This window comes from Vibrio tasmaniensis, from assembly GCF_024347635.1.
GTDB lineage: Bacteria > Pseudomonadota > Gammaproteobacteria > Enterobacterales > Vibrionaceae > Vibrio > Vibrio tasmaniensis.
In genome coordinates this window covers 1,906,296-1,929,949 of the sequence record NZ_AP025510.1, presented here as the reverse complement: position 1 = coordinate 1,929,949, position 23,654 = coordinate 1,906,296, and the positions used below count along the sequence as shown (strand labels likewise).

The 23,654-nt window shown below is 43.9% G+C and carries 20 protein-coding genes; 13 read left to right on the top strand and 7 right to left on the bottom strand.

The genetic code is table 11. From position 1 onward, the window contains the following. Positions 1-262: 262 nt before the first annotated feature. Entirely contained in the window at positions 263-1,273 is a 1,011-nt protein-coding gene (locus OCV44_RS08655; RefSeq protein ID WP_139685792.1) for an IS110 family RNA-guided transposase, read from the bottom strand. A gap of 177 nt (positions 1,274-1,450) precedes the next feature. On the opposite strand from OCV44_RS08655, the gene OCV44_RS08650 reads away from it, so the two are divergent. Both OCV44_RS08650 and OCV44_RS08645 read left to right on the top strand, forming a co-directional pair. Beyond that, on the top strand, positions 1,451-1,954 hold the full coding sequence (locus OCV44_RS08650) for a hypothetical protein (protein ID WP_139685791.1): 504 nt from the start codon (positions 1,451-1,453) through the stop codon (positions 1,952-1,954). Between the two features lie 80 nt (positions 1,955-2,034). Further along, positions 2,035-2,391 (top strand): hypothetical protein, encoded by a 357-nt coding sequence (locus OCV44_RS08645; protein ID WP_139685790.1) that lies wholly within the window; start codon positions 2,035-2,037, stop codon positions 2,389-2,391. 331 nt (positions 2,392-2,722) lie between these two features. Here the strand turns inward: OCV44_RS08645 and rplY are convergent, their stop codons facing one another. Beyond that, entirely contained in the window at positions 2,723-3,001 is a 279-nt protein-coding gene (gene rplY / locus OCV44_RS08640) for a 50S ribosomal protein L25 (protein ID WP_139685789.1), read from the bottom strand. Positions 3,002-3,370: 369 nt separating this feature from the next. Here rplY and OCV44_RS08635 point away from each other — a divergent pair, with 369 nt between their 5' ends. The 3 genes from OCV44_RS08635 (at position 3,371) to OCV44_RS08625 (ending at position 6,066) form a co-directional block, all read left to right on the top strand. Beyond that, complete coding sequence (locus OCV44_RS08635; RefSeq protein WP_139685788.1) at positions 3,371-4,099, top strand: glycosyltransferase family 2 protein; 729 nt, start codon at positions 3,371-3,373, stop codon at positions 4,097-4,099. A gap of 14 nt (positions 4,100-4,113) precedes the next feature. After that, the gene (locus tag OCV44_RS08630) at positions 4,114-5,433 is read left to right on the top strand and encodes an LssY C-terminal domain-containing protein (protein WP_139685787.1); all 1,320 of its coding nucleotides are present in this window, start codon (positions 4,114-4,116) and stop codon (positions 5,431-5,433) included. Positions 5,434-5,685: 252 nt separating this feature from the next. Beyond that, positions 5,686-6,066 carry a VOC family protein gene (locus OCV44_RS08625; RefSeq protein WP_139685786.1) on the top strand — a complete coding sequence of 127 codons (381 nt, stop codon included), beginning with the start codon at positions 5,686-5,688 and terminating at the stop codon, positions 6,064-6,066. A gap of 115 nt (positions 6,067-6,181) precedes the next feature. Here OCV44_RS08625 and OCV44_RS08620 read toward each other — a convergent pair whose 3' ends face one another. The 3 genes from OCV44_RS08620 to OCV44_RS08610 form a co-directional block, all read right to left on the bottom strand. Continuing rightward, complete coding sequence (locus OCV44_RS08620; protein WP_139685785.1) at positions 6,182-7,528, bottom strand: ATP-binding protein; 1,347 nt, start codon at positions 7,526-7,528, stop codon at positions 6,182-6,184. Positions 7,529-7,655: 127 nt separating this feature from the next. Beyond that, positions 7,656-8,315 carry a response regulator transcription factor gene (locus OCV44_RS08615; RefSeq protein ID WP_139685784.1) on the bottom strand — a complete coding sequence of 220 codons (660 nt, stop codon included), beginning with the start codon at positions 8,313-8,315 and terminating at the stop codon, positions 7,656-7,658. Positions 8,316-8,326: 11 nt separating this feature from the next. Next, a complete protein-coding gene (locus OCV44_RS08610) occupies positions 8,327-8,755 on the bottom strand; it encodes a PepSY domain-containing protein (RefSeq protein WP_139685783.1) in 429 nt (142 codons plus the stop codon). A 288-nt stretch (positions 8,756-9,043) separates the two neighbouring features. Here OCV44_RS08610 and OCV44_RS08605 point away from each other — a divergent pair, with 288 nt between their 5' ends. Further along, complete coding sequence (locus OCV44_RS08605; RefSeq protein ID WP_139685782.1) at positions 9,044-11,425, top strand: bifunctional diguanylate cyclase/phosphodiesterase; 2,382 nt, start codon at positions 9,044-9,046, stop codon at positions 11,423-11,425. A 75-nt stretch (positions 11,426-11,500) separates the two neighbouring features. Here the strand turns inward: OCV44_RS08605 and OCV44_RS08600 are convergent, their stop codons facing one another. Then, a complete protein-coding gene (locus OCV44_RS08600; protein WP_139685781.1) occupies positions 11,501-13,240 on the bottom strand; it encodes a DEAD/DEAH box helicase in 1,740 nt (579 codons plus the stop codon). A 97-nt stretch (positions 13,241-13,337) separates the two neighbouring features. On the opposite strand from OCV44_RS08600, the gene rsuA reads away from it, so the two are divergent. From rsuA to OCV44_RS08585, 3 genes are all read left to right on the top strand, one after another. Next, entirely contained in the window at positions 13,338-14,033 is a 696-nt protein-coding gene (rsuA, locus tag OCV44_RS08595; RefSeq protein ID WP_029223631.1) for a 16S rRNA pseudouridine(516) synthase RsuA, read from the top strand. Positions 14,034-14,225: 192 nt separating this feature from the next. After that, complete coding sequence (locus OCV44_RS08590; protein WP_139685780.1) at positions 14,226-15,443, top strand: Bcr/CflA family multidrug efflux MFS transporter; 1,218 nt, start codon at positions 14,226-14,228, stop codon at positions 15,441-15,443. Beyond that, a complete protein-coding gene (locus tag OCV44_RS08585) occupies positions 15,443-16,102 on the top strand; it encodes a DUF2913 family protein (protein WP_102310832.1) in 660 nt (219 codons plus the stop codon). The genes OCV44_RS08590 and OCV44_RS08585 overlap by 1 nt, the downstream gene beginning before the upstream one ends. Positions 16,103-16,229: 127 nt before the next feature. Here OCV44_RS08585 and OCV44_RS08580 read toward each other — a convergent pair whose 3' ends face one another. Continuing rightward, on the bottom strand, positions 16,230-17,666 hold the full coding sequence (locus OCV44_RS08580; RefSeq protein WP_139685779.1) for a DUF2867 domain-containing protein: 1,437 nt from the start codon (positions 17,664-17,666) through the stop codon (positions 16,230-16,232). A 96-nt stretch (positions 17,667-17,762) separates the two neighbouring features. Between OCV44_RS08580 and OCV44_RS08575 the strand changes: the two genes are divergently transcribed. From OCV44_RS08575 to OCV44_RS08560, 4 genes are all read left to right on the top strand, one after another. Continuing rightward, the gene (locus tag OCV44_RS08575) at positions 17,763-19,136 is read left to right on the top strand and encodes an MATE family efflux transporter (protein ID WP_139685778.1); all 1,374 of its coding nucleotides are present in this window, start codon (positions 17,763-17,765) and stop codon (positions 19,134-19,136) included. 122 nt (positions 19,137-19,258) lie between these two features. Further along, positions 19,259-19,930 carry an ABC transporter ATP-binding protein gene (locus OCV44_RS08570; RefSeq protein WP_009847080.1) on the top strand — a complete coding sequence of 224 codons (672 nt, stop codon included), beginning with the start codon at positions 19,259-19,261 and terminating at the stop codon, positions 19,928-19,930. Continuing rightward, positions 19,911-22,364 carry an ABC transporter permease gene (locus tag OCV44_RS08565; protein ID WP_170213749.1) on the top strand — a complete coding sequence of 818 codons (2,454 nt, stop codon included), beginning with the start codon at positions 19,911-19,913 and terminating at the stop codon, positions 22,362-22,364. The genes OCV44_RS08570 and OCV44_RS08565 overlap by 20 nt, the downstream gene beginning before the upstream one ends. Continuing rightward, complete coding sequence (locus OCV44_RS08560) at positions 22,354-23,502, top strand: lipocalin-like domain-containing protein (RefSeq protein ID WP_139685776.1); 1,149 nt, start codon at positions 22,354-22,356, stop codon at positions 23,500-23,502. Before OCV44_RS08565 ends, OCV44_RS08560 begins: the two co-directional genes overlap by 11 nt. Positions 23,503-23,654: the final 152 nt, after the last annotated feature.

The following is a 23,654-nucleotide window of genomic DNA, read 5'->3' as shown; positions in this document are numbered from 1 at the left end:
GGTTGGGTGGTAGCGTTGCTCACCCCTTAATTGGGCTACATGGACTCCCTCTTTTGTCAACAATAGCTCCCGCTGACAACAGTGGATCGGACAGCAGCTCTACATTCGGTGTTTAATCGGATTCGTTCCGTCACCTTGATGATATTCGCTTGATGCCGGCCTCATTCGTTAAACAGTATTTATTACTTCCCAATTAAACAGGTTTAGGCATCTCGGTCTGGTCGTATTGTCATTATTTGCTATTGCTTTGACTCGGTGAGTGTTAACCGTTTACGTAGTTAATCTTGTACTCTTTTCCTGTTGTTAATAATGCCCATATTATACGAGCGTTCTTTGCTGCTAGGGCGACAGCTGCTCGTTTATAGCCTCGTCGTTCAACGAGTTGATTTAACCAAAGACTATTGCGATCGGTTTTCTCTTTACATCGTGCAATAACGGCTCTTGCGCCATGAATCAGTAGAGTGCGAATGTGTTTTTCGCCTCTTTTGCTGATGCGACCAAGAAGAACATGACCACCTGTTGAGTATTGTCTTGGAACCAACCCTATCCAAGCGGCAAATTGGCGACTAGAGGCAAATTGGCGACTAGAGGCAAATTGTTTGGCGTCATTGACGGTCGCGACAATGGCACTTGCACTGTGTTCACCGACACCTGGGATATCCATGAGGGCTTTGGCTGAAGCCATCTCACGGACTAAAGCAGAGACTCTGCGATCATAGTGCAGTACTTCTAGGTTAAGGCGTTGAATCTTGTTCGATAGATCTTGAAGTAGCTCTCGAGCGAGTATAGGCAAACCATTTTCTGCATCTTCAAGGACACTACCAATGGTGTTTTGAGCCGAGTAGCGACCCTGGGGCATCACAATACCAAATTCGGAAAGCAAGCCTCTGAGTTGATTAATGGTCGCAGTTCTTGTTTTAATTAGCCCCTGCCGAATACAATGCAGGCAAAGCACTGCTTGTTGCTCTTCACTTTTGATAGAGACGAATCGCGTTTTGGGTCTAGATACCGCTTCACAGATGGCCTCCGCGTCATTGGCATCGTTCTTCTCATTTTGACGATATGGAATAACGAATTTGGACGCCATAATTTTCGGGTTATGGCCGAGTTTCATTGGCTCTCTCGCCCAGTAGTGGGCATCAGAGCACGCCTCCATACTGATGAGGCAGGGCGGTAACTTAGCGAATGTGTCTAAGAGTTTGTTTCTTTTGACAGTTTTGCGTAGGACGCACTTACCATATGCATCAACGCAAATATTTTCAATGATGGACATAATAACCTCCAGTTCGTCAGCGTGTACTTAGTAAGTATGGCACGCAGAGTGTCAGGTAGAGGGAGTCCATATCATTCGTTAACTGTGCTTTGAGTCACGAACAAATACCATGAGCTTTATCATCCTATTTGTATATGCAACAGTGTTAACTGTTAGTTTCGTTTAAAGAGAGCACGGATGAAAAAACGTTTGTTAATAGTGCCTATTTTGGGTGCTTTTTTAGCTGGTTGTGCAAATAAATATGTAGCACCAGCAAATACTGGCAATTTGACACAACTTAGTCTCCAAGCGGAAGGCGGTGGAGCATCGTTAGCTGGAATACAGATTAGGTTCTGGCATGTAGATAATGCAGGTAAATGCGACATGTGGAAAATTGAAGGTGACAGAACTCTGATGCACACAATTGAAATTGGTGGATTCTCAATGTTTGGTGATGAACAGCCCAAAACATTGCCAATTGTTGCCGGGAATAAATCACACTTCTTAGTAACAGCTACTTCCGGAAGTCTTATGTGTGGGGTCATGTCTGATTTTGTTCCAAAAGAAGATGAGTCGTATATTTTGAAGTTTGATGGTGTGCTAAAAGCTCTGAGTAACTCACAGTGTAGTGTTGAGCTAACTACCAGTGACCACAACCCTGTTGAATCGCTTAACTCCCAACTCTGCTTTAAGCCACATTGACCGCACAGTTAACAAGTATTTAAGAGTCAGTCAGGTAGAGGGAGTCCATATCATTCGTTAGCTTAAAGGGACGTGAAACTATGGATATCATTTCAATAATCATTTTCGTTTTATGCGCAACATTTGTGTTTCCTGCCTTGTTTGGTTTGTTCGAATTGAAAACTTCAAAGCTCAAAGCAATCATCGAGGTTGAGGGCAATCAAATAACGATCCGCAAGCTAGCTGTGGAACGATTCCTTAGCTTAAAAGGCAGCACGATATGTACGACTAGGATTGTACGTATTCAGTTTGTGAAAGACCCGATTGGAGGGACATGCATAACTCTGTTTAATGAATCCGATGGAGCGTTGGACTTTTGGGTTCCAGAGCACTTAATGAAAGGTGTTAAAAGTCAACTTGTGAGTGCTTGTCCGTATGCACAATTCGTTGAAATTTAAGCTAACAAACGACTATAGCGTCAATGATTAGTTTTTGGCTGTATTTTCATTCCATATGGCGCCATCTCTCAGCATAGAGTTAAAGATCACAACCATCTTTCGCCCCCCCTTAATCCACCCAAGCAAGATAGAGATAAAGTGAGTAAGAAGAAAGTGTATTAATTTTCAGTGTATTGCGCGAGATTTGAGGCGTTTTTGAGGGCTCAAAAACGGTGAAACCCCGATGTTGGTAGCATCGGGGTTTCGAATTTCTAGATTCTCGACTGGTAAGATCGATTGTCTTTTCTATGCAGAAGGCTGGATTAATCCAATCTTATTCCTTGGTAGGGAATTAGATACGGATGAAGTCCATGTGCTCAACTTTAGGCTTGAACGCGTGACGTTGAACGTCTTGCGGCTTAACCTTAACTTCTGCGCCGTCAATCACTAGAGTGATTGCTTCGTAGAATTCAGGCTTATCCATTTGGTTGATAAGTTCAGCGTGAACAAGTTCGATAGCTACAGCTGCTGCTTCGCCACCGTAGATTACAGCTGGGAATTTACCAGCGTGACGTAGGCGGCGGCTCGCACCTTTACCTAGTTCAGTACGTACTACTGCTTCAAATTTCATAGTTTTACTCTCAAATTAGTAAAAATTAACTTCACACCTCAATGCGACCTTGAGTATGTGGTAAAGCTTAGGCATAAACGAGTTCATGCTTAAGCGAGCGCGGATACTAACATCACATTCAAATCTGAGCAAGTCAGAAGCCCATCTCAAAGTGAATTTCCTACGATAAATGATTCGTTTGGAGATAAAACGTTCACTAACTCTTATTCCCCCCATTTTATCGCCTTTTACATTGCCAATAATATCTATTTATAGCGCTGCTAAATCATCAAGTTAATGAATGGAAAATGAATGATTACCTAAGACTTGGTTAAGGCTTGGTTGGTTAATCTTAGTGTTAATTAAACAGCAGAATGAATAGGTAAAAATATGGAACCGGTAAGCATTGTCGTAATTACGCTAAACGAAGAGAAACGCATCAGTCGCTTAATGGAAGAGTTGAGTGTGCAAACCCACCAAGAGTTTGAGGTGATTGTTGTTGACTCGAACAGTGAAGACAACACAACAGGCGTGGCACAAGCTTATGAAAGCGCGTTGCCAAAGTTAACGGTTCATCATATGGAAAATCGTGGTGTGAGCCTTGGCAGAAACACCGGTGCATCATTGGCGCAATACAACCGAATCCTTTTCTTGGATGCCGATGTGAGCTTGCCTCGAAACTTCCTTGCGAAAGCGCTTTATGAACTAGAGGAGAAGAAGCTTGAAGTGGCGGGTGTGTACATGAGTTCGAAAGGCTTGCCGCTGGTACACAAATTTGGTTATGGGCTATTTAACGCAGGCTTATTTACTACCCAGTTCTTTTTCCCGACGGCGATTGGCGCCTGTATTTTCTCGACTAAACGCGCGCATGATGAAATCGGCGGTTTCGATGAAGAGATCGTCCTGTGTGAAGACTGTGACTATGTAAAACGTGCGAGCAAAACATGGCGATTTAGATTTCTTAATATGACCTTTGGTTTTGACCCACGTCGTTTAGACCAAGATGGGGTTGTAAAGACAGGATCAACTTACCTTAAGGCCAATGTAAGACGCTTCTTTAAAGGCGAAATGCGTAACAACGAGATGAACTACAAGTTTGGTCATTATAAAGAACAGTAAGCACTGAGGTTGTTATGTTTGATGGACTAGGGCTGTTTCTGGGGGCATTGGGTGATGCTCTCATTGGCCCAAACCTATTTGTACCGGGAGAGCCCTTTTTTATTGCTGCGGGCTTTCAACTGTATTCAGGTGCATGGATGGCGTTGGTTTTGGTGATGCTAGGTGGTTTGCTTGGTGACCAACTCAGTTATTTCATTGGCTATAAATACGGTGCGAAAGCGCAGCGAAGGCTCATTAAGTTTCATCCTAAAACCAAAAGATTAATTGCGCGCTGCCGTTACCTAATTGCTCGCAAAGGCACATACATCATTCTTTTTGCTCGCTTATTAGGGCCTATCGCTTGGGTTGTGCCATTTATCGCGGGCTCACATCGTGTGCCGTGGCGCAGTTTTAGTGTGTTGGCGTTTATCGGCTTGGCTCTTGGTGGAGGACAGTTCATTGTTTGGGGCATGTTACTGGCGCACGGTGTTGAAAACTTCCCGTGGCTTAATAGCCTTAAGATATTTATCTCTGAGCATAATAGCTTGATCGCCGGTGTGTTCATCGTATTGGTCTTCACTATTATTGGTTATCGAATGAAGTGGCGACGCTTGATGCTTAAATCCAGTGCGCTGTTGTTGGCGTGGGTATTGTTTGCGAACTACGCTCACTTTTTCTGGAAGGCCGATGATTTTCATAATCAACCAGAGACGGCTAAAATTGACAAAGTCGACTGGAATTCGGTGACCTATAAAGCGTTCCCTGGCAAATCTTCGTTCTACTCGGCGCAAGCTATCAACGTACTATATGTTGGAGCAACCCCAAGAGACTTAATGAAACAATTGGGCTGGATAGAGAATCAAACTTTTTCTCGAAATGAGATTGAATGGGCTGGCTATCTCGCATTGCTTAGAGACAAAACACCACCAGTGTCCGATTTGTATTGGCGAGACAAGCCACAAGATATGGCGTTTCAGTTACCTGGTAATTTGATGAAGCGCAGCCATATTCGCTGGTGGCGTGCAGGTGTCGATACCAAAACCAATCAGCCTCAGTGGCTGGGGGCAATTAGCTATGATGATGGCCTCAAAGTCACCCCTTACTCTGGCATAGTGACCATACTGCATAACATTGACCCTAATGTTGATGAAGAGCGAGATAGGCTCGCTCATCAGATACGAACGTCATTACCTGATATTGAGCTAGACAAGTACCCATTGGCTACGGTGGAAGTGATCGATGAAGATCATGACTACTATACCGACGGGAATGTTTTGATGATTGGAGTCGCGACTCATAATGATAATTTGCAAACTCTAGATGTCGCTGTGAACGAGATACAGAGCGATATATAAGAGATATAAGAGATATAAGAGATATAAGAGATATAAGAGATATAGAATAGATAGTTAAGAGCGACTAACTTGTGCCTTGTTTGAATCCCCTTCAAACAAGGCTTTGTGATTTCTACTGGACTATATCTAAAGAAACTTAACCTTCTCTCAAGTCTCAAGTCTCAAGTCTCAAGTAACTCCTCAACTATAAATTGTTCAACTTTGACTATGCTGATTAAGGGTGAACAAGCAGCGAAAGCTAAGGACAACGTTATGCAAATGAATCCGATTGGTTGGTTTGAAATTTATGTTGATGACATGGCAAGAGCAAAAGCTTTCTATGAGTCAGTATTTAAAGTGACATTGGATAAGTTGGCCAATGAAACAGAAATCGATGTTGAGATGTGGGTATTTCCTTGCGACATGGACAACTATGGCGCTACTGGTGCCATATGTAAGATGTCCGGTGTGAAAGCGGGAGGCAACAGCACCATGGTTTACTTTTCTTGTGAAGATTGTGCGACAGAAGCAAGTTTGGCGGCGGCCAATGGCGGTACGTTACAAGTGCCAAAAATGGACATCGGTGAGCATGGCTTTATCAGTGTAGTGAGCGATACGGAAGGTAATATGATTGGGCTTCACTCGATGAGTTAATCATATTGAAGTAAGAAGCGCTTTGTTAAACCAGAATAAAGTTAAGCCCTAGCGTTGTGCTAGGGCTTATCGTGTTTACTTAGTTTACTTAGTTTACTTAGCGCGTTTAGCTTACTTAACCTTTGCTTAGTTTAAGCACCAAAGAGGCTTTTAATCCGCCCATAGAGCTCTTGCTGAGTGTTAGGCTGCCTCGGTAGCTGTGCGCCATTTCGTTCACGATGTTAAGTCCTAAACCTGTTCCCGGTGTGGTTTCATCAAGTCGAACGCCACGTTTTGTCACTTGCTCAAGCTTCTCTTCCGGAATGCCTTGACCATCATCTTCAATCACCAACTCTATGTTGCCATCGTCGAGTTCATTTGCATGGACACGAATAATGCTGCTTGCCCATTTGTAACTGTTCTCGAGTAGGTTGCCGACCATTTCATCAAGGTCGGTCTTTTCTACCGCTACTTCAATTTCAGAGTCTAGCTCGTTAATCATGGTGACTTCGTTGGCGGCATACACTTTATCAAACGCCATTGAGATCGCTTCAACACGCTCACAAGGTGAAGATTTCACCGATAGAATGTTCATTGCACCAGCCATGCGCGCACGGCCAAGATGATAATCTATTTGGTTCTGAATCTGATGAATGGGTTGCTGTAACAATGTTTTGTCATCGTCTGGAAGTCGCTCTATCTCATTTTTCAAAACCGACAGCGGTGTTTTCAAAGCGTGAGATAGGTTTCCAGCGTGGTTACGAGCTCGTTCCAGTAACTCTTGATAGTGGAAGAGTAGGGCGTTGAGGTCAGAAACTAATGGAGAAACCTCTTTCGGGTAGTTGTCGCTTAACCCTTGTTGCTCGCCGTTTCTCAACATCACCAGTTCACGTTGCATCTTACTGAGTGGCAATAGCGACCAACTGACTTGAATGCCAATCAACATAAGCACGCCAACAAACAACAGCATCAGAATCAACCAGACTTGACCTGTAAGCTCGGTCAGTGTGGACTCTAGTGGATCTTCATCGATACCTATAGTGATCGTGACAGGGTCGTTCAATTCAGGCAGATAGATATCTTGCTCGATGTAAATCAGCTTTTCTTTCTCAGGCCCTTTGATTGAAGTATGAATCGGAGAGCGTTTAATGGTGAGGTCTTTGTCCCATAGAGAGCGAGATCGAATAATCTGGTCTTGAGTAGCTGCTCGCCAATAAATACCACTGTAAGGTTGATTAAACCTAGGATCAGACAGACGCTCTGCCATGATTAAGTTACCGCTGTCGTTGGTTTCGATATTGGCGGTTAACTCGTCCATGGTTAAGCTAAGTTGTTGTTTCATATCATCGACAAGGTAGTCATTCACCAGTTTAGGGATACCGACGCCGGCCGCTAATATCATCGCACCTAGCCAAAAAGCCGCGGCAAGGAGCAGGCGGCTTTTTAGACTGATGTTTTTAAGTGTTCTTTTTTTTAGATTCATGCATTTACTGCCTGTCTTTGCCCACAGTTATCTGATTGTATTTCGATGATCAGAACAGGCTGTCCATTTTATTGGCTATTACACTTAGTTTCGTTGACGATTGCTTCTAGTGTAACTAGATAGGGGGCTATTCAGCATTCAGTTGGTAGCCAAGCCCACGAACGGTTTTGATGATCTTTGGTGCGATTTTTTTGCGAATACGACCAATGAACACCTCAACGGTGTTTGAATCTCGGTCGAAGTCTTGCTTGTAGATGTGTTCAACCAACTCAGTACGCGAGATAACCTTGTTTTGGTTATGCATGAAGTACGCGACCACTTTATATTCCAATGCCGTTAGGCTAACCGCTTGGCCTTGCCACAACACTTTAGAGCTGCGTGTGTCTAGGCTTAAATCGCCAATTTGAAGAACAGGGGCGGCACTGCCAGACGCGCGACGTAATTGCGCACGAATACGAGCAATCAACTCAACCATTTCAAACGGCTTTGTTAGGTAATCATCAGCGCCTGCATTTAAGCCTTCGACACGTTGGGTCAGCGTATCTCGCGCACTTAAGATAATCACTGGCGTGTTAATGTTTTCGTCTCGAATGCCTTTTAGTACGGTAAGGCCATCGATTTTCGGTAAGCCTAAATCGAGAACGATGGCATCCCACTCTTCTGACGTGGCGCGATAGAGTGCGTCGATACCATCTTGAGAAAGTTCTGGAACCCAGTCTGCTCCCTCTAGTGTTTCAATAATTTGTTGGCCCAAACGAGGTTCGTCTTCAACGACTAAAATTTTCATAATTGTTCTTCTTAATTCTTGGAATGACCATTCGTTGTGCTTAATGGCTCGTTGTGCTTAATGGCATCTTTAAAGTTGCGGCCTTTAATCATGAGCATCTCCAACGTCTCGGCGTTGTATTCGACTTTGATGATATTGTTTTGGAAGTTTATTTTTAGCTCATAAACCCAAATATCATCGTCTTCTTCTAGTTCTACTTTAATGATTCGACCATGAAGATCATTTTCAACTGCAGCATACATTTCTGAGAAAGGGCGAATGTAGCCTTCTCGCACAGCTTCATAGACTTCGTCTTGATCTTCTTCAAATTCGATACGGGTTCCCGCTTTATGAACATCTTGTACAAGATCATGACCGTTATGGTGATCATCTTGTGCAAAGCTTGATGTCGAGCCTATAGCTACAGCGATACAGATGAGTATAGCGCTTGGTTTTTGCATGCAGTGGCCTTAGTAAAAGAAGCAAGTAACGACAGTTTAATACAATAATAATGAATGGAGTATGAATGTGAATATGAGAGACGCTTTATCATTTTAGCAATGTAAAGTGTTGTATCAACGTGCAATTAACCAACCTGATATTCATGTTGATTAATTTGCTCGATAGTAATGCGTTGACGTTATTACATTCCCTTACAAATTACAAATAATTAACATGGTAAACTTGTGACTATATGGACTTATGGGGCTCTTTTGCCGCGCGATATTTGATTTAATAAGGATTTTAGAGTGCCGCTTACAGTGCTAGTTATGTTGTTTTTTTCAGTGCTGATAACGTTCACTAGCCATGCTAACGAATTAGATTTCAAGCAAATCAGTGATTTCGAATATGGCATGGTAGTGAGTGATTCTTCGGTTGATGCCATCCTATATAAGGAAGAAGGGTGGAGCTCAATTGTTACTTGTATTCCTGAACCGAATCAGTCCTGTTGGCTTAAACTTGCACTACCTTCAGACAACCAATCATATGAACATCTAGTTTGGAAATCTCTTTCATCCCGGACAGGAGAGCTGTTTTTTGTTGATCAAGACGGCAAAGTTGTTGGCAATTTTTTGTTTGAGTATTATCGCTCGCTACGGCTGAACAAAAATTTTGAATACAGTTATGTTTTAGTGAAATTTCCTAGGGGTAAGACTGTAAATGCCAGTGCGTTACTTTCGAAAGAGCATCAATTAAAGCAATCACTTGTCATGAAAGATGGGGTGATTCTCTCGCTATTTATATTGGCGAGCGCAATATCGTTAGTTTATGTTTATTATGTTTGGCCGATAAAACGAGCTAAATCACTATTTATAACTTGTTATATAGTACTGTTCTCTATGTTTTATATTTATAAGTTTGGGTTTTTATGGGATGGGTATGATGATAAAGGAACCTACGTTATAAATTTTTTTAGAAGCGACTACTGGTTCGTTTCTTATTCTTTATCTTTAGTTTGTGTGTATTTAATGCTTGTTTTTTCAAGTTGCGATAGAATAAATACTAAGCACTTACTGATTTGTTCTTCATTTGTGTTTCTACAATTCTTTTCAGTTTATATAAACTTTGACGTCATTGTTGGATTTTTAATTAGTACTATCCTAGCAGCCGTTGTTATCGCATTTTGTTTGATATCAAAAGAAGTTAATAATAAAGTTCAAATAATAATTAGCTATCTTTCCTGTTTTATTATGTCTGTGGTGGTTCTTGAATCATCAATGACTATTTCATTCATGCCTGAGTATTACTATTTAATACAGGCGCTATTCTACTTGTCTCATGCTTCTTTTGTATTAGCATGTGTTTATGATCTTGGAGAATTAAGAGTTATTAATCTGGGCGATTATAAAAAATTGTTGTCTAATTCTGATAAAGATTTCATGACAGGATTGTATAATCGAAAATCTATAGAATATAAAAAGGTCATTGAGTGTTCTCGTTGTTATTATTACATTGATGCAAATCAGTTGAAGTTTCTCAACGATAGTCAAGGTCACCATGTGGGTGATCGAATGATAATAAACTTAGCTATGCGCTTCAAAAAAATAGCCGCACAAGGCATAGGGAAGGCGTATAGAGTCGGTGGCGATGAATTTGTGTTAATTTGCCAAACGTCGGTTTCCAAGGAGCTACTAGAATATTTGTTGGAACAGAACCTCACCCAAGAAACAGAAAACGCTCTGAGCTTTAGTTTCGGTCGCTATCGTAGTGGCCCTAATGAATCTGTGGAAGATTGTATTTACAAGGCTGAATACTGTTGCCGTAAAGCAAAGTCCAACAATGAATCTTACCAAGACTGGCAGCAACAAGACGGGGTCATGCTCTATAGCTTACCGAACCTTAGAGTAGAAGCCGTTGAATTACTTAACTCGGATAGGCTGCTTTGCTTTGCTCAAAAAATTCATTCTTTAAAGGGTGTTGCTTCGAGCTATGAGTTACTGTGTCGTTTAAAAATGGAGGACGAAGAGGGACGTGAAAAAATCGTTTCTGCTGGTGAATTGCTCGATGTTGTAGCCTCTCATGGGCTTGAGAAGGAGCTCGACTCTCGTATGCTTACTTACGCAATTAGCTTACTGGAGCACTATTCAACTATTCAATTGTCATTAAACTTCTCAGTTAAAACCATTTTCGATATGAGTGTTATCGATCGTTTATGTCATCTCCCCCCTTATATCCGTTCCCGTTTATGTGTTGAAGTGACCGAGCTTGTTTTTTATCGTGCAGATGAGAAGTTTCGAAAAATAGTAGAACGACTACAACACCACCAGATCATAGTTGCCTTAGATGATTTTGGTTCAGGTTATTCATCGTATTCAATTTTATCTGAAGGTTGTTTTGATACGATCAAGCTTGATGGTTCGCTCGTTGAAAATATTAACAGTTCTGATTTTAAGAACAAAATGGTGCACTCATTAGTTGAGTTGGCAGAAATGAGCCAAACTAAAGTGGTTGCAGAACGTGTTGAAACAATTGAAGAATTAAGAACGTTAGAAGCGTTAGGCATTGATTTTATTCAAGGCTTTTATATTCATAAGCCAACTTTAGCCATTGAGATTTTTGATAATATGGAAAAAGAGGCGCGGGAATCAGAAAAAGCTGAGCGCAATCTAATTTGTGGTTTAACAAGTTAACTCATGTGTGGTCATTAGAATGTGAATAAAAGGAGTATCAATACTCCTTTTATTAATTCTGTTGATTATGGGAGTCTATTGCTTGAGTTCATCTTCGAATATCTTGTCTCTCATTTTCCAAAAGCGCCCAACTTTACGGGCAATGACGAATTGAGGTGGGCGGAATCGATGTTGGTGAGCAACCACCTTCGTCGGTGAAGCTTCGTCAAATGGTCTGTGTCTGTCGGCAAGGTGAGGACGAACAAACTGATCCTTAAAGTTCTGCTTCTGTTTCTTGGTGGTTAATGACCAGAACTCATGCACTTGTGCTTGGTTTTCTCCACGGTAGGTGACTTTAAGTTGCGACTTGCCTTTGTCGTCCTTGAGAACGTTAAGGTCCATCTCTAAACACTCAAACACCAACGCATCTTTTAGGTTTAACGCTTCTTTGAGCTTTTTATCTGGGTCAACTAAGGTGGCATCGCACTCATGACAAATACGCGCGGCAATGTCGTTGTCTGCGCCGCATTCACCGCAGTACTTAGCGCGAAAACGATAGTTACAGTGCTCGCGTTCCCCTGTGTCTTCATCGGTAAAGTAGCCTTGGCATTTGCGGCCAAAGTGTTCAAGTAAGAAGCCATTGCTGTCTAGCTTGCCCCAAAAGTTATTATTGAAACCGCAAGCAGGGCAGGGGATGGTGATAATTTCACTGTCTGAGTCGGGTTTAGGGTCGCCCACTTCAGGTTGGTAAAGATCGTAACTGTTGCCTGCATAGTCTAAAACTAAACACTCTTTTTTACCCGGCGATAAGCGTAAGCCACGGCCAACGATTTGTTGATACAAACTGATGGACTCTGTCGGGCGCAAAATCGCGATTAGATCGACATGTGGTGCGTCAAAGCCTGTGGTTAATACCGACACGTTAACCAAGAACTTGATTTTACGTTCCTTGAAATCATTGATGATTTGATCGCGCTCTAACGTAGGCGTGTCACCAATCACGATGGATGATTGACCTTCGGGTAGTAAGCTTAGGATCTCTTGTGCGTGTCGAACGGTGGCAGCAAATACCATGATACCGAGTTTGTCTTGGGCTAGGTGAATGATTTGATCGACAATTTGTGGGGTGGCACGCTTCGATTGCTCAATCACCATGTCGAGTTCTGATTCTTTATAGCGCCCCGTACTTGCCGGCTTTAGTTGCGAAAAGTCATAGCTCAAAACGGGCGCATCGATCATGCGTGCTGGTGTTAGAAAGCCTTCGTCCAACAAGTAACGAATCGGCAGTTCGAAAATACAGTCTCTGAAAAATCTCGGCTCTTCAGAACGCACTTGTCCACGAGTGTGGTATTGGTAAAGCCACCCCATACCAAGACGATAAGGCGTCGCGGTCAATCCAAGCACCTTTATGCCCGAATTATTTTCACGTAAGTGAGTGATCACTTTTTGATAGCTGCTGGTCTTTTCATCTGGCACGCGGTGGCATTCGTCGATAACCAATAATGAGAACTGATTGGAGAATGAGTCAAGGTTTCGAACTACGGATTGAACTGATGCGAACACCACTTGTTGGTCTGTCTCTTTACGCCCTAAACCGGCAGAGAAAATTGAACCTTTTAGCCCATAACCTTCATACTTTTCATGGTTTTGCTCAACAAGCTCTTTTACGTGTGCAAGCACTAGAACACGACCTTTAGCAAGCCTTGCTAGCTCTGCAATTACCAGGCTTTTTCCTGCGCCTGTAGGTAACACAAGAACAGCCGGTGTTTGGTGTTTTCTGAAGTAATGAATCACTGATTTTACTGAGTCAGCTTGGTACGGGCGGAGTGTATACATATCGTGTCTTGTAAGATGAAAAACAAATAGTGTGAAATAGCTCAACTAATTGAGCAAAGGTGACTATAATACCCGACTTAGATTAGTTGAGGTATTCATGCGTTTAGATAAATTTCTGTGCGATGCGTTAGGCGTCACTCGAAGAGAAGCAACACACTTATTAAAATCAAAAGCAGTGACAGTAAATGATGTCATTCAAAAAAGCGGCTCACTTAAGGTAACTGAAGAGTGCGTTGTGGAATGGCAAGGCAATGAACTGAATGTTCACGGCCCGCGTTACATCATGCTTTACAAGCCAGAAGGCTTTGTTTGTTCGCATGAAGATGGTTCAAATCGCACTGCGTTTGAATTACTCGATGAAATCAAAATGGACAAGCTGCACTTTGCAGGTCGTTTAGATGTTGATACAACGGGTCTTGTCTTAATGACTGACGACGGTAAGTGGTCTCATCGTATTACGTCGCCAAAGCACAAGTGCGAAAAAATGTACCGTGTATGGCTTGTTGAGCCTGTTGAAGCGGATTATGTTGAAAAATTCAAAGAGGGCATCCAGCTTAAGAGCGAAGACGGCCTAACACTTCCAGCACACCTTGAAGTACGTGCAGAGCGTGAAGTGTTGCTAACGATTCACGAAGGCAAATACCACCAAGTAAAACGCATGTTTGCAGCTCTTGGTAACAAGGTAGAAGCACTGCACCGTGAACGTATTGGTGAAATCGAGATGGACGAGTCTTTAGAGTTGGGTGAATACCGTTACCTAACACAAGAAGAAGTAGACTCTATCTGGAAGTAATCTTTTCTATCGTAGATGTGGCCGACCAAGGATAGCGTCGGCTGATTATTTTGACTGGTACTAGGACAGTTTCAGCCATTATTGCTATATGTTCATGTATGTGTGCGCATATTCGTGTATCACTGTGCGTATTCGTATATTGCTGTGTGCATGTTCATGCTTACATAAAACCTAGTACTTAGTCGGAGAGTTATGCAAACGTCTACCCAACAGACCCCAAGCTCACAACCACAAACGCCTCAGTTAGGTTGGATGCTATTTTTGGTTCTGGGTGCGATTGGTGCACTGACACCGCTCGCCATCGATATGTACCTGCCTGCTATGCCAACGATCGCCAAAGATCTCGGCGTGACAGCGGGTGAAGTACAAATCACACTTACCGCGTATACCGCAGGTTTCGCATTAGGTCAGTTGTTACATGGTCCGTTAGCCGACAGTTATGGTCGCAAACCCGTTCTACTGATTGGTGTATTCTTTTTTGCGATAGCGTCTGTTGTGAGTGCCACCACTCATGGCATTGAAGCGTTAACGTTAGTTCGTACCGCTCAAGGTTTTGCGGGTGCTGCTGCGGCGGTCATTATCCAAGCGGTTGTGCGTGATATGTTCGACCGTGAAGATTTCGCAAGAACCATGTCGTTCGTTACTTTAGTGATGACGGTTGCGCCATTAATCGCCCCTATGATTGGTGGCTATTTAGCATTGTGGTTCGGTTGGCGTTCAATCTTTTGGGTGTTGGCTATTTTTGCCGTGATCGTGATTCTTGCGGTTATCATCAAGATCCCTGAGACACTGCCCGTCGAAAATCGTCAGCCCTTGCGCTTTAAAACGACGATTCGCAATTACGCTCGTTTGTGTAAAAACCCGACGGTTATGGGTTTGATTTTCTCGGGTGCATTCTCATTCTCTGGGATGTTTGCATTTTTAACCGCAGGCTCTTTTGTCTACATTGATATTTATGGCGTACGTCCTGACCTATTCGGTTACCTGTTTGGTCTGAACATCGTTGCGATGATTCTGATGACAACCATCAATGGTCGAATTGTTAAAAAGGTCGGTTCTCATACGATGTTGAGAGCGGCGCTGGTCATTCAATTACTGGCTGGTTTAGGCTTGCTCGTCGGTTGGGCGTTGGATCTAGGACTTTGGGGTATTGTGCCGTTTGTGATGCTATTCATTGGCACCATTTCTACTATCGGCAGTAACTCTATGGGTCTATTGCTAAGTGGTTATCCAAACATGGCAGGCACGGCTTCATCGCTTGCGGGAACATTAAGATTTGGTACTGGTTCTGTCGTTGGGGCTATCGTTGCGATGCTGCCAAGTGACAGTGCTGGGTCTATGGCTATGGTAATGGCTGCGTGTGCAGTAATGTCAGCATTACTATATTGGACATTAGGAAAGAAGGCATAATGTCAAAATACTATATTGAAATTCAGAAGTTAGTGAATGATGCATTGGGCGAGCTTTACGCTCTGCACAAAGCAGGCAAAGCGATTGATGCGCCTATTGCGAACAACCTTTATTTGGTTCGTTGGGTAACGAAGGCGATTAAGGCTCAGTCTTATGATCGTGTGATTGTTCCTGATTTGGTGCGTTGGCAGAAGCAGGGGCGTTCAAAAGGCAACAACTCTGATTTAACCTTTACGTTCAAACGTATCTCTGCGTTTTACGGTAAATTCTTCCCTGAAGGCGAAGAACCAAAAGCGCTAAAAGACAGTGATGTTGAAGCGTTCATGGACAAAATGTACGAGATGGGGTGGAGTGTATCAAGTGAAGACGAGCTAACGACTGGCGGCAAGATTCAATTCTTCACCGATGGTGAGCACTCTTTTGCTTTGTGTGGCAAACAGTGTGACGACTCTTTCGACGGTGAGCTGATGGTTAAGCCAATGAACTGGTTTGTTCGTGGTAACCACGCAGAGTTCATTCAAGCAGCGATGGAAGCTGGCTTTATGCTTCACAAAGTCACTGACTATAAGTCAGCGGTGAAGTACCACGGTGAATACATCGTTTATCCTGCTAACCAAGGCAACCAATTGGCTGAGATCCCAATTAGTGTTATTGGCTAATCTCGTGACGACTGAAATTGTAAAGACCGCCTAAATGGCGGTCTTTTTCTAACTAGAAGGTGTGAAGGAGAGTCTTATCTTTAGCTCTTAATCTCTTCGCATCTCGTACCCGAATCTAAAATCTGCTTTAATCCTTCGCCTGCTCTTTAGCTTGCTTCTCAATCGCCTTCACCATGCCTTTAAAGATAAACAGGTGAGCTGGCATCATCGCAAACCAATACAGTAACCCCAGAAATCCCTTTGGATGCCACCAAGCTGATATATTTAGTTCGCGAAAATCACCGTGGTCAGAGACGGTAATCTCCAGTCGTCCTAATCCTGGGCCTTTCATACCGAAAAGCAGGGATAGAAACTGATTCTTTTCACAGCGAATAACCTTCCAAGAGTCAATCTTGTCACCAACTTTTAGGTTAGGGCCTTCTGGCATTTGTCGAACCGGTACACCACCGCCAAATAGAAGATCTAACCATTCGCGTGTGCGCCATAAAGCGTTAGCGAAGAAGTAACCTTGCTTCGGGCTTCCTATTTGCTGTGCGACATTCCACAGCGATTCCAGTGACGCGGTTGAAGTGATACTTGCACCGGTTTTCTTCGGGTAGTAGCCGTAGCCAGCTTGCCAGCGTTTGAAGGCGGTTTTATCAAAGCCCCAAACATTACTTTTCACGAAGTTTCCTTCTGCGTGAATGGCCTGTTCAACCATACTCTCGAACGAGATAAGCTTCTGAGGGTATTTTTCTCTAATGTTGGTCGAATTGGCAATAAAGTCATGCTTTAAGCCCGCGAGAAGCGCTCTGCCGATGTTGGACGGAACAGAAGTCACAACGCCTAACCAATATGACGCGATTGAGGGCGTGAGGAGTGACGTCGCCCAGAGCCTGAGTGGGCGATCAGCTGTTTTGGCAATGTGAGCAAATTGATTTTGATAAGAGACAATATCTGGGCCGCCAACTTCGAAGGTTTGGCTTTCGCTAGGTGTGTCTTGTGCGAGTTTTAGTAGATAGTGGTTGAGGTTCTGCAATGCAATAGGGTTGGCTTTAGAATCGACCCACTTTGGCGCAATCATAATAGGCAAGTTGTACACGAAGTCTCGCATGATCTCGAACGCCGCAGAGCCGGGGCCAATGATGACGCCTGCTTGAAGCTCGGTTACTGGCACTGGTCCTTTACGTAGCAGTTCTCCGGTTTTCTTTCTCGCTTGAAGGTGTTCTGAATCACCAGTCTGCGGCTGAAGCGAACTCAGGTAGATGACGTGTTGATTCTTTGGGCCAAGAGCTGAAACAAAGTTACGTGCCAAATTCAGTTCATAATCAATAAAGTCGTGCCCTTCTGCCATCCCATGAACGAGAAAGAAGACAAGATCAAAGTCGGGGACTAATGCCTGTGTTGCCGCTTGAACGGCGAGATCAAGATACTCTAGTGACAAGTTGTCGTGAGGCTCGGTTCGTGCTTTTAAATAGTCGATATGCCTTGCAGCTGCGGTGACTTGATAGCCTTGCTCAAGCAAGAGAGGGAGGAGCTGCGAACCAACGTATCCAGAAGCGCCTAAAACCAGTACTTTCTTCATTGTTACTCCATTTATCTCTGTGGTTAAAAACCGAACATTGATATAATAGCGTGATATTTATCTTTATTCATCAATACGTTCCGTTTAGGTATCTCTATGTTGCTCTCTTCAATTATTCATCACACTCGAGGTGATTTTGTTCGTAGGCTTATTGCGATTGCTTTGCCTATCACCTTGCAGAGCATTATGTTCTCAAGTCGAGGCCTTGTGGATGTGTTGATGTTAGGTCAGCTTGGAGAAGCGGATATTGCGGCTGTGGGTGTTGCGAGCCGTGCGATGTTTGTGACGACCATTATGCTGGTGGGTGTCACCACGGGTGGTGCACTTCTTACTGCTCAATATTGGGGCGCAGGTAACAAACAAGGTGTGCGAGAAAGTACCGCGCTTACATGGTTGGTTTCGACACTATTTGCGTTACTGACCATTGTTTTCTTCGTTTCATTTCCCGCACAAATCATGGGTGTGACGACTGACTCCCAAGAAGTCATCAACCTTGGTGTTGAATACATTGTTATCACCTCGTTTAGCATGCTAGCGGTGTCGTGCGTCAGCAGTATGGCAGTTGGCCTAAGAGCGATGCACAAACCCGGGCTAAGCACCTTCTTCAGCGGTATCGGTATCCTGTCTAACGTGTTCTTAAACTGGGTGCTGATCTTCGGTAATTTAGGCTTTCCTGCGCTTGGAATCAAAGGTGCGGCGATTGCGACGGTACTGAGTGGTGCGATCGAAGTGGCAACTTTGTTTGGTTATCTCTATTTCTCTAAGCATTTATTAGCTTTTAAGTTCTGCGATATTAAAGCGGCAGCTTCGATCGATAAGGTGGTTCGCTTCTTAAAGTTATCGCTGCCGACGACGTTTAACTTTTTGGCATGGGCTGGTGGCTTATTTGCTTACCACGCGATCATGGGGCAATCGGGCGTTCAAGGATTGGCAGCACTTTCAGTGATGACGCCGGTTGAATCTATTTCATTGAGTTTATTGATTGGGATGTCGAATGCGGCTTCTGTTTTGGTTGGGAATCAACTTGGCGCAAAGAATAATGAAGCGGTTTACTATCAAGCGTTAGGCTTAACGATTTTGTGTTTCTTGACCAGTATCGCTGTGGCCGTTTTTCTTTACTTCGTACAAACGCCAATACTGAATGCTTTTAGTGCACTGACAGAAGAAACCAGAGCCCTCTCAGAAAAGTTCATTCTAATTTTAAGCGTGGGTATTGTTATCCGATCGGTACCGATGACTGTGATCGTTGGTGTGTTGAGAGCTGGCGGTGATGTAAAGTTCTGCCTTTATCAAGACCTGATTGCCCAATGGGTGATCGGTATTCCGCTCGCCGCGATTGCTGCTATCTATCTGAAGTTTCCACCTGAGTGGATATATCTACTTTTCCTCACTGAAGAAGTGCTTAAGTGGGGTGGGTCGCTCTATCGCATGAAAACAAGAAAATGGATTAAAAACTTGATAGGAAATTGAAGTAGAGCGCATCAACCCCATCACTTTATCGTTGGTGTGTGATCTATCTTTCAAAATACTTCCTCCTAACAGGGAATTAGTGTAGATTCTCATTCCAAATTCTAACTAATGTGAGCTGTTTAATGTTAAAGCTGTCAGACCTGTGTAAAGGCTATGTCGATGGGGGGGAGTTTCACCCTGTTTTGCAAGGTGCTGAATTAACATTAAACCAAGGTGATCAGCTGGCATTAATGGGAGAAAGTGGCTCTGGTAAGAGTACTTTACTGAATCTTATCGCGGGTTTAGACCTTGCCGATTCAGGTGAAATCGCTTTCCCTCACTTCGATATGCACGACTCGACCGAGCGTGACCGCACTGCTTATCGTAGAAACAACATCGGTCATATCTTCCAGCAATTCAACTTGCTACCAACGCTTAACATTGCCGACAACATCCGTTTTTGCCGCCAGTTAAAAGGTTTACCTGAAGATAAGGGCCTCTGGAGACAGATTCTTTCTGCTTTAGACCTTATGCCTTTGCTTGGTCGTTACCCTGAAGAAGCGTCCGGTGGTCAACAACAACGCGCGGCGATTGCTCGTGCCTTGTATATGGAACCGAAAATCTTGTTGGCTGATGAACCAACGGGAAGCCTGGATGAGCGCAATGCGGAAGCGGTAATGCGTTTGCTGACTTCTTTGGCCCGCCAATTAGAATGTACCTTGTTGCTGGTGACTCACAGTGAGAAAGTTGCATTGCATATGGATGGCAGAATTCGCCTACAAGGAGGGCAACTGCATGTTATGGCCCGTAGTTAAAGCGCTACTTGGTCACTATCGACGTTACCCACTTCAGATTATCTTGGTATGGCTTGGTTTAACCCTTGGCGTATCACTTTTGGTTGGTGTTACCGCTATCAACCAACACGCCAAGCAAAGTTATACGCATGGCGAAAAACTCTTTTCGAATCCTCTTCCTTACCGTATTCGACCAAAACATAACGCCAATAAAATCCCGCAAGGTTTTTACATTCAGCTTCGCCGTGAAGGCTTTCAGCAGTGCTCTCCTTTTGACCACCATAGTATCACTGATGAAAACGGCGCAAACTTCATGCTTATCGGCATAGACCCTGTTTCTATGCTTCAGCTTCAGCCTGGTGCTGCCCTAAAAGAACTCACCACATTAGATCTCATGAAACCACCATATCCGATCCTAGTGAGTGATGATCTTGCTGAACATATGGAATGGAAGGATGGGGACTACATCCCACTTATGGATGGTTCTGAGCTTGGTCCAGTGGTAGTGGACCAAAATAACCTGATTAATGGTACAAGGTTGATTGCGGATATCTCCTTGCTCCGAATGCTTAAACGCAGTGCAGGGCTTTCTGTTATTGCGTGTTCAGATATGTCTCCGGAGAAATTTGAGCGTCTTAAAAACATGTTGCCCAATGGTTTGACAATCTCTCGCAGCTCTAAAGCTGAGCTTGAGTCATTGACTAGCGCTTTCCACTTAAATCTAAAAGCGATGGGCATGCTGTCGTTTGTCGTTGGCTTGTTTATTTTCTATCAAGCGATGTCGCTGTCTTTCATCCAGCGCCAACCACTCGTCGGAATCTTGAGACAAACAGGTGTTTCTGGTTGGCAACTGGCTAAAGCGCTTTGCTTAGAGTTATTGTTATTGGTTCTACTGAGCTGGGTTTGCGGCAATGTATTCGGTGTCATGTTGGCAAACCAACTGTTACCGGCCGTTTCTTCGAGTTTAGGTGATCTTTACGATGCGAATGTGGGCTTAACCTTGAGCTGGAGTTGGCGTTGGAGTAGTTATAGCTTATTAATGGCGTTGCTTGGTGCATTCCTAGCGTGTGCGTGGCCATTGGTTCGTTTGCTGAGGTCTCAACCGATTCGCTTGTCATCTCGTTTATCTTTGATGCGTTTTGCGGGTACTGAGTTTACTTGGCAAGCATTGATTGGTTGTGGTTTCTTGGTTGCAGCTGTCGCTGTGTATCAAGCCCCACAAACGCAAGAATCTGGTTTTGCGATTATTGCCCTGATGCTTGTCAGTGTGGCTTTGTTTACGCCTTTCTTGATGTGGAAGCTGTTCAACAGTTTGTCTTATTCACTGCGTTGGGTTCGTGCTCGCTGGTTCTTTGCGGATGCAGCTTCAAGCATGAGTTATCGTGGTGTGGCGACAATGGCGTTCATGCTAGCCTTAACAGCGAATATTGGTGTAGAAACCATGGTGGGCAGCTTTAGGGATACCACCGATAAATGGCTAACACAGCGTTTAGCTGCAGACCTGTACATCTACCCAACCAACAACGCCGCTGCACGTATGAGTAATTGGCTGTCAGAACAGCCTGAAGTCGATTCAGTTTGGTGGCGTTGGGAGAAAGATGTCGTTTCCCCTGCCGGAAGTACCCAGGTGGTGAGTACTGGTTCTTCTGAAGGCGAATTAGAAGCGCTGACAATCAAGTTAGGAATTCCGAATTACTGGTATCACCTGCATCATTCGAAAGGTGTGTTGATCAGTGAATCGATGTCTCTCAAGTTAGGGATTCGCCCTGGCGACTATATAGACCTTTATGACAATCTTGGCTCTGGTTGGCAGGTTGTCGGTGTTTATTACGATTATGGCAACCCTTACCATCAAGTCATGATGTCACATCGAAACTGGCTATCTGGGTTTGCTGGACGCGGAAATGTCGGTCTAGGCGTCATACTCAAAGATGATGTCAATTCGGTAGGACTTCGAAGTCGATTGGAAAGCGTATTCAGGCTTGGATCTGAGCGTATTTTTGATAATAACAATATTCACAGTCAGGCGATGAGAGTGTTTGATAGAACATTCGCGATAGCTGATACATTGGGTAACATCACTTTGGTCATCGCTGTCTTCGGCATCTTTTTCGCGACGGTTGCGGGTGAAGTGTCTCGACAAAGGCATATTTCATTGCAACGTTGCTTAGGGGTGTCGGCAAAAGAGCTGATCTTTACAGGCAGCTTGCAGTTGTTTGTGTTCGGACTTATCTCTTCCCTGATTGCTATTCCGCTCGGATTGGCGTTAGCCAGTTTGATCGTCGACATTGTTATCAAGCAGTCTTTTGGGTGGTCACTCGAGTTACAAGTGATTCCTTGGGACTATTTGCAGACATTTGCGTGGGCGATGGCAGCATTGATGTTAGCTGGTGCATTGCCAGTGATGAGAATGATTCGGAACACACCGATGAAATCACTGAGGGATGCGCTTTAATATGCTTCAACGAAATGGCTCAAAAAAACTCAGACACCGACTTGTCTCTGCTCTATTACTGATTGGCTTCTTTGGCATCATTTTAGGTGTATGGGCGTACTATTCCTATTTTGCCGATGTTGGTGATAAGGGCGAGAATGAGATTAACGCAGTACTTGTCAGCGAACACTTCAATGTGTTTGAACCTGTATTACCAGATCGCGGCGTTTCGTTGCCTCGTGATTTCCAGTTCCACCCTGAATTCCAGCATGAGTGGTGGCATTATTTTGCTTCTCTAAAGGGGGATGATGGTAAAAAGTACTCGGTGCAGTGGAGCTTCTTCCGCATAGCAACCGACGAGAGAGAAACTCGGGGGTGGCAAAGCCCACAGGCTTATATTTCAAATGTGGTAATTTCGTCTGAATCTAAGGTTTGGAAAGAGCAGCGTTTGGCGCGTGGCGGTATTGGCCAGGCGGGAATGACCAGTCATCCGTTTAGGATTTGGATCGATAATTGGAATTGGCGTGCACTGGGTAACACCCCGTTTCCAGGTCGCCTTCAAGTACAAACCGATACGTTTGGCCTTGAACTCGACACTATTTCGAAAGGGCCATACGTACTCAACGGCGATAACGGCTATCAGAAAAAGCACGATTTATTGCCTGTCGCGTCTTATAACTTCAGCGCTCCGTTTTTATCTTTGAGCGGGGTTTTGAACCTCGACGGTGTAGCGAAAGATGTCGAGGGTACTGCGTGGGTGCACAAAGAGTGGGGCAGTGGTTTACTCGGAGTGGGTCAGCAGGGCTGGGATTGGTTCGTGTTTAATCTCGATGACGGTACAGCGCTGAGCATTAATCGCTATCGCCATAATCAACAATTGCCTTATGTCTTTGGAACATTGGCAACTCGTTCTGGCAAAGTATATCAGTTAACGGACTCCGATATTTCTATCAAGCCTTTACAGAATACGACGCTACTGAATGGTAGAAGAATGCCGCTCCAATGGATTATTAACGTGCCACAACACGATATCAATCTCACAACGCGTATCAAACGTAGGGAAATGTGGTTGCCTTTTGTCATACCCTATTGGGAAGGGCCAATTATGGCGAGCGGAAGCCATGAAGCAACAGGCTTTATGCAGTTAACAGGCTACTAAAAAACACCTAAGGCTATCATTTGATAGCCTTTTTTTATGTTTGATATTCCGACAACCCTCGAATTATTTGTGCATACAGCCTAAGCGAACTCATCTATACTTAATTCATGATGCATAACAACATTATGGAATATACGACGTATTGTTTAGTA